The sequence below is a fragment of the uncultured Nocardioides sp. genome (assembly GCF_902805925.1).
GTDB lineage: Bacteria > Actinomycetota > Actinomycetes > Propionibacteriales > Nocardioidaceae > Nocardioides.
In genome coordinates, this window is sequence record NZ_CADCUP010000154.1 from 1 (window position 1) to 5,389 (window position 5,389).

Genomic DNA, 5,389 nt, shown 5'->3' on the forward strand with positions numbered 1-5,389 from the left:
TGAAGGTCATCGAGCGGCACCTGCTCCCCACCGCGCACGGGCTGCTCCAGCTCGGCTCCCCGGAGCAGGTCGAGGCACTGCGGGGCGACCCGTGGCTGGCCGCCACCGGGCTGACGCTCGCGGAGGTCCGGCCCCACGAGCGGGGCGTGCTGGTGCTCGTGCGGCGCTAGTCCTCGGGGTAGATGCTCCGCGTCTGCGAACGGCGTCCGCGGTCCCCGACCCAGTCGCTGAGGTAGATCTTCGGCAGGATCTTGGCGACGGCGAGGACGACGTCCGTCACGGTGTCGAGCACCGACTCCGGCAGCAGAGCCCTGCACGACGCGGCTACATCGCGAAGACGGACTCCGGGACGAAGACGAGCTCCGGGACTAGGGCCAGGGCGAGGAGCCGCGCGGCGAGAGCCCCGGGGAGGCGGCGGCTCAGGGCCGGGCGCCCTCGGGCAGCAGCTTGTGCGTGCCGTCGCAGAAGGGCAGTCGGGCCGACTTCGCGCAGCGGCACAGCGCGACGACGGGTCGCCGCACCTCGTGCACCTGCCCGTCGGCGTCCTGGACCGTGTGCGCACCGCGCACCAGCACGGGTCCACCGGGGCACAGCACGACGTCGGGATGGTCGTGCTGCGGAGGTCCGCTCACTCCTGGCTCCCCCACCGCTCGAACATCGACCGCGCGAAGCGCGCCTCGAGGTCCAGGCAGGTGAAGGCGCCGAACCAGATGCCGTCCGCCTGGCCCGGGTCGTCCTCGGCCAGCGTGCCGCAGATGTCGCGGGCGGCGAGCTGCTCGTGCACGGCGTCGGCCTCGACGTGCTCGGTGTAGTAGCCGACGAGCTGGTCGTTGAAGCCGAGCCGCTCCAGGCCCTGCGCCATCTTGCGCGAGGGCAGCGAGCTCGACGCCTCGAACGCCGCCAGGTGACCCATGGCCGCTCCACGCAGCCGTCGGTGGAGGCCGAACAGCGACATGGCGTTGTTCATCTCCAGCGTCTCAGGAGTCGCCTCGTCGATGTAGGCGCCGCGCTCCGAGCGAAGTCCCTCCGCGTCCAGGCCCCGGGCGAAGAGGTGCGAGTGCAGCCGGTTGGGGTCGCCGTCGCCGTACTCGTCGAACTGGAGCTCGACCAGGGCGGCCTGGGCGCGCACGGGCAGGCGCGGCACCGTCCACGCGGACGGGTCGGCCTCCTTGAGGTGGTAGACCGAGCGCTGCCGCAGCAGCTCGAGGGTCTCCTCCCGCGTCGCCTTCTTCTGGATGTACGACGACAGCGACGGGCCGTCGTCGGCCTCCACGAACGCCAGCAGCTCGTCGGGGTCGTAGCCGCCCGCTGGATTGCCCGGCCAGCGGTCGCGCAGGCGCTGCTCGAGCTCGCGCTCCAGGGTGCGCCGCACGCCGAGGGCGACGAGGTCCCACTCGGCCTCGTCGTCGACGTCCTCGAAGCCGCGGTAGGACAGCTCGTGCAGGACCCACAGCGAGAGGGCTGCGTCGGCGGCGTCGTCAGCGAACTGCGGCAGCGGTGGCGTGCGCTCGGGCACCGACCGCAGGGCCTCGAACAGGGCAGCGCTGAGCTCTCCACGGGGCTTGGGCAAGATCATGGAGACCAGTACCCACTTCTTCCCCGGGCCACCGGAGCCGTCATCATGTCTGCGCTCGTGGGTACCGTGGCGCGGCGAGCGGCCACCTGGTCCCCGCCGTTCCCGCGACGACAGGAGCAAGCGCCGTGAGCACCAACAGCCGCCTCATCGAGGCACCCGTCGAGAAGGTCTGGGACGTGCTGGCCGACGGCTGGCTCTACCCGTTGTTCGTGGTCGGCGCCTCGCGGATGCGCGACGTCGAGGAGTCCTGGCCGGCCGTCGACGCCACCCTGCACCACTCGGTCGGCGTGTGGCCGGCCCTGATCGACGACTCGACCACCGTCCTGGAGTGCGTCCCGCACGAGCGGCTGAAGCTGAGGGCGCGGGGCTGGCCCGCGGGCGAGGCCGAGGTCACCTTCCTCCTCGACGCGCAGGACGGCGCCACCGAGGTCACCATCGTGGAGGACGCCGTGTCGGGTCCCGGCCTCCTCGTGCCCAAGCCCCTGCGTGACATCCAGTTGGCCTGGCGCAACGTCGAGACCCTCCGCCGTCTGGCCTTCGTCGCCGAGCGTCGGGAGGGCTGAGCGTCGTGGCGGGCCACGACGCCGTCGTCGTCGGGGCCGGTCCCAACGGCCTGGTCGCCGCGAACCGCCTCGTGGACGCGGGCTGGTCGGTGGTGCTGCTGGAGCAGCAGGCGGAGGTCGGCGGCGCGGTGCGCAGCGACCGCGAGCTGCACCCCGACTTCGTGCACGACACCTTCAGCGCGTTCTACCCGCTGGCCGCGGTGTCGCCGACCATCTCCTCCTTCGGTCTCGAGGAGCACGGGCTCGCCTGGGCCCACGCGCCCGCCGTGCTGGGCCACCCCACCCCCGACGGCCGCTGGGCGGTGCTCCACCGCGACCGGCACGTCACGGCCGGTCTCATGGAGGAGGCGCACAGCGGCGACGGCGAGCGGTGGCTGGCCCTGTGCGACACCTGGGACCGCATCGGGGACCAGGTCATCGCTGCGCTGCTCACGCCCTTCCCGCCGGTGCGCGCAGGGCTCGGTGCCCTCACCCGGCTGCGGGCGGCCGGCGGCCTCGACCTGGTGAAGACGTTCCTGACGCCGGTGGCCGACCTGGCGCGCGACCGGTTCGGCGGTGACGCGCCCGGGCTGCTGCTCGCCGGCAACGCCGGCCACTCCGACATACCGCTGGAGTCCCCGGGGTCGGGGCTGTTCGGCATCCTGCTGACGATGATGGGCCAGACCGTGGGCTTCCCCGTCCCCGTCGGCGGCGCGGGCGAGCTGAGCGGCGCCCTGGCGCGGCGGTTCCAGGCGCGCGGCGGTGAGATCCACTGCGGCCGGGCGGTGACCGAGGTCCTCGTGCGCGACGGGCGCGCCTCCGGCGTCGTGACGGCCGACGGCGAGCGGTTCGCCGCCCACCGGGCCGTGGTGGCGGACGTCTCGGCGACCCGGCTCTTCGGTGGCCTGGTCGCCGCCCAGCACCTGCCGGCGCGCGTCGCGCGCGGCATGAGGCACTTCCAGCTCGACCCCGGCACCGTCAAGGTCGACTGGGCGCTCAGCGGGCCCGTGCCTTGGGCCAGCCCGCCGCCGTACGTCGCCGGCACCGTGCACGTCGCCGACTCGGTCGACGCGATGTCGCAGGCGCTCAACCAGGTCTCCTCGCGCTCCATCCCGGCCGAGCCGTTCCTGCTGACCGGTCAGATGACCAGCAGCGACCCCACCCGGTCTCCGGCGGGCACCGAGTCGATGTGGGCCTACACGCACGTCCCCCAGCCGCACCCGCACGTGCGTGACGCCGGCGACGGCAGCATCCGCGGGGTCTGGGACCACGACGACTGCGAGCGCTTCGGCGACCGCATGCAGGAGCGGATCGAGCGGCTGGCGCCCGGCTTCGGGTCGCGAGTCCTCGCCCGTCGCGTTCTGGGACCCCACGAGCTCGAGCACCGCGACGCCAACCTGGTCGGCGGCGCCGTGAACGGCGGCACGTCGCAGCTGCAGCAGGAGCTGTTCCTGCGCCCGGTCCCGGGGCTGCTGGGCCGAGCGGAGACGGGGATCGCCGGGCTCTACCTCGGCTCCGCGAGCGCGCACCCCGGAGGCGGCGTCCACGGCGCACCCGGTGACAATGCTGCGCGGGCCGCGATCTTCCACGCACGCGTTAACCGGGTCACGAGGCCCTTCTCGCGTCGTTGACCCGAGACGGGCACGCGGGCTTGGAAGCGCTTGCCGGGGGTACCTCCGGCCCATGACCCTCACCGACCCCGCACCCCTGCAGCGGACGCTCACCGTCGCCTCGGTGCCGTCGGGCCACGTCTACGTGCGGCACCTCTCCTCGCCCGAGGGTCACCTGGTCCGCCGCCTGCCCGACCCGGACCCGTCCAGTGGCAGCCGCTCGGCGGTGCAGCCGGCGTCGCCCCCGGTGATGCTGCGCCCGGAGTGGGCGGCGACGGCCGACTTCGACCTCTTCCACCTGCACTGCGGCTTCGAAGCGAGCTCGCCCGAGGAGCTGGCGGAGCTCACCCGGGCGCTGCGGCGGCGGGGCAAGCCGTTCGTGTTCACCGTGCACGACCTGCGCCCCCACCACCCCGACCGCACCCTGCACGACCGGCAGCTCGACGTCCTGGTGCCGGCAGCCGACCGGCTCATCACCCTGACCCCGGGTGCGGCCGCCGAGATCCTGCGGCGCTGGGGCCGGGAGGCGGAGGTGGTGCCGCACCCGCACGTCGTCGAGCTGCACGCCATGGCGGCCCTCCAGCCTGAGAAGGTCGATCGGCACCGCACGTTCCGGGTCGGTCTGCACGTCGAGAGCCTGCGCGCCGACATGGACCCGCTGCGGCTGCTCCCCACGCTCGTGGAGACCGTCGCCCGGCTCGACGGCGCGGTGCTCCAGGTCAACGTGCCTTGCGACGTGCTCGAGGCAGGCGGCGCCGGGCACGACGCCGACGTCGCGGCGTACCTGGCGCACGAGCAGCTGCGAGGTCGGCTCGAGCTGCACGTCCACGACCACCTCTCGGACGGCGAGCTGTGGAGCTACCTGGCCTCGCTCGACGCCTGCGTCCTCCCCCACCGCTCCGGCACGCACTCGGGCTGGCTCGAGGCGTGCCGCGACCTCCAGACCACGGTGGTCGCGCCGTCGTGCGGCTACTTCGCCGAGCAGGGACCGGTGCTGGGCTACCTGCACGACGAGGAGCAATTCGACCCCGACTCGCTGCGCGCGGCCGTCACCACGGCGTACGCCGAGCGCCCGCGGCTCGGTGCGGACGTCGAGGAGCGCCGCCGGCAGCGCGCGCTGATCGAGGATGCCCACCACCGCATCTACCGAGCGCTGGTGACGTGAGCGGGTTGCGCCTGCGCCTCGTCGACCTGCTCCCGGGCGCGCGGCTCGCCGTGCTCGTCGAGGCGGGTGCGACGGCGTGATCGGCATGTACGTCCACCACCACGGCAGCGGGCACCTGCACCGGGCGCAGTCGGTCGCCCGCGAGCTGGACTTGCCGGTGACCGGCCTGTCCTCGCTGCCGTGCCCCGAGGGGTGGCCCGGCGAGTGGGTGCGGCTGCCTCGCGACGACGAGGGCGGGCACCCCGACGACCCCTCCGCGGGTGGTCGCCTGCACTGGGTGCCGCTCCACGACCGGGGCCTGGCTGACCGCATGCACCGGATCAGCGAGTGGCTCGTCGCGGCGCGGCCCCGTGCGGTCGTGGTCGACAGCTCCGTGGAGGTGGTGCTGCTCGTGCGCCTGCACGGCGTCCCCGTCGTCGGCGTGGTGGCCCCCGGGCGCCGCCACGATGCCGTCCACCGGCTGGGCCTCGAGGCCTCCACCGCGCTGGTGGCGCCC

At 73.9% G+C, this 5,389-nt stretch carries 6 protein-coding genes; 4 read left to right on the forward strand and 2 right to left on the reverse strand.

Annotated elements, in window-relative coordinates; translation table 11 throughout:
• Positions 1-419: 419 nt before the first annotated feature.
• Together QZX64_RS11205 and QZX64_RS11210 are read right to left on the reverse strand one after the other, a co-directional pair.
• Complete coding sequence (locus QZX64_RS11205) at positions 420-632, reverse strand: CDGSH iron-sulfur domain-containing protein (protein ID WP_295656242.1); 213 nt, start codon at positions 630-632, stop codon at positions 420-422.
• Positions 629-1,576: an iron-containing redox enzyme family protein gene (locus QZX64_RS11210; RefSeq protein WP_295659706.1), complete on the reverse strand. Its 948-nt coding sequence runs from the start codon at positions 1,574-1,576 to the stop codon at positions 629-631. The genes QZX64_RS11205 and QZX64_RS11210 overlap by 4 nt, the downstream gene beginning before the upstream one ends.
• A 125-nt stretch (positions 1,577-1,701) precedes the next feature.
• Between QZX64_RS11210 and QZX64_RS11215 the strand changes: the two genes are divergently transcribed.
• From QZX64_RS11215 to QZX64_RS11230, 4 genes are all read left to right on the forward strand, one after another.
• The gene (locus tag QZX64_RS11215; RefSeq protein ID WP_295659709.1) at positions 1,702-2,139 is read left to right on the forward strand and encodes an SRPBCC family protein; all 438 of its coding nucleotides are present in this window, start codon (positions 1,702-1,704) and stop codon (positions 2,137-2,139) included.
• A 5-nt stretch (positions 2,140-2,144) separates the two neighbouring features.
• The gene (locus QZX64_RS11220) at positions 2,145-3,749 is read left to right on the forward strand and encodes an NAD(P)/FAD-dependent oxidoreductase (protein WP_295659712.1); all 1,605 of its coding nucleotides are present in this window, start codon (positions 2,145-2,147) and stop codon (positions 3,747-3,749) included.
• Between the two features lie 52 nt (positions 3,750-3,801).
• Positions 3,802-4,893: a glycosyltransferase gene (locus QZX64_RS11225; RefSeq protein WP_295659715.1), complete on the forward strand. Its 1,092-nt coding sequence runs from the start codon at positions 3,802-3,804 to the stop codon at positions 4,891-4,893.
• Positions 4,894-4,969: 76 nt separating this feature from the next.
• Positions 4,970-5,389 (forward strand): hypothetical protein (locus QZX64_RS11230; protein WP_295659717.1); only part of this gene is annotated, 420 nt, incomplete at its 3' end.

Coding starts and splice junctions, on each gene's coding strand:
- QZX64_RS11210 (WP_295659706.1), bottom strand. CDS start 1,576: ATGATCTTGCCCAAGCCCCGTGGAGAGCTCAGCGCTGCCCTGTTCGAG.
- QZX64_RS11225 (WP_295659715.1), top strand. CDS start 3,802: ATGACCCTCACCGACCCCGCACCCCTGCAGCGGACGCTCACCGTCGCC.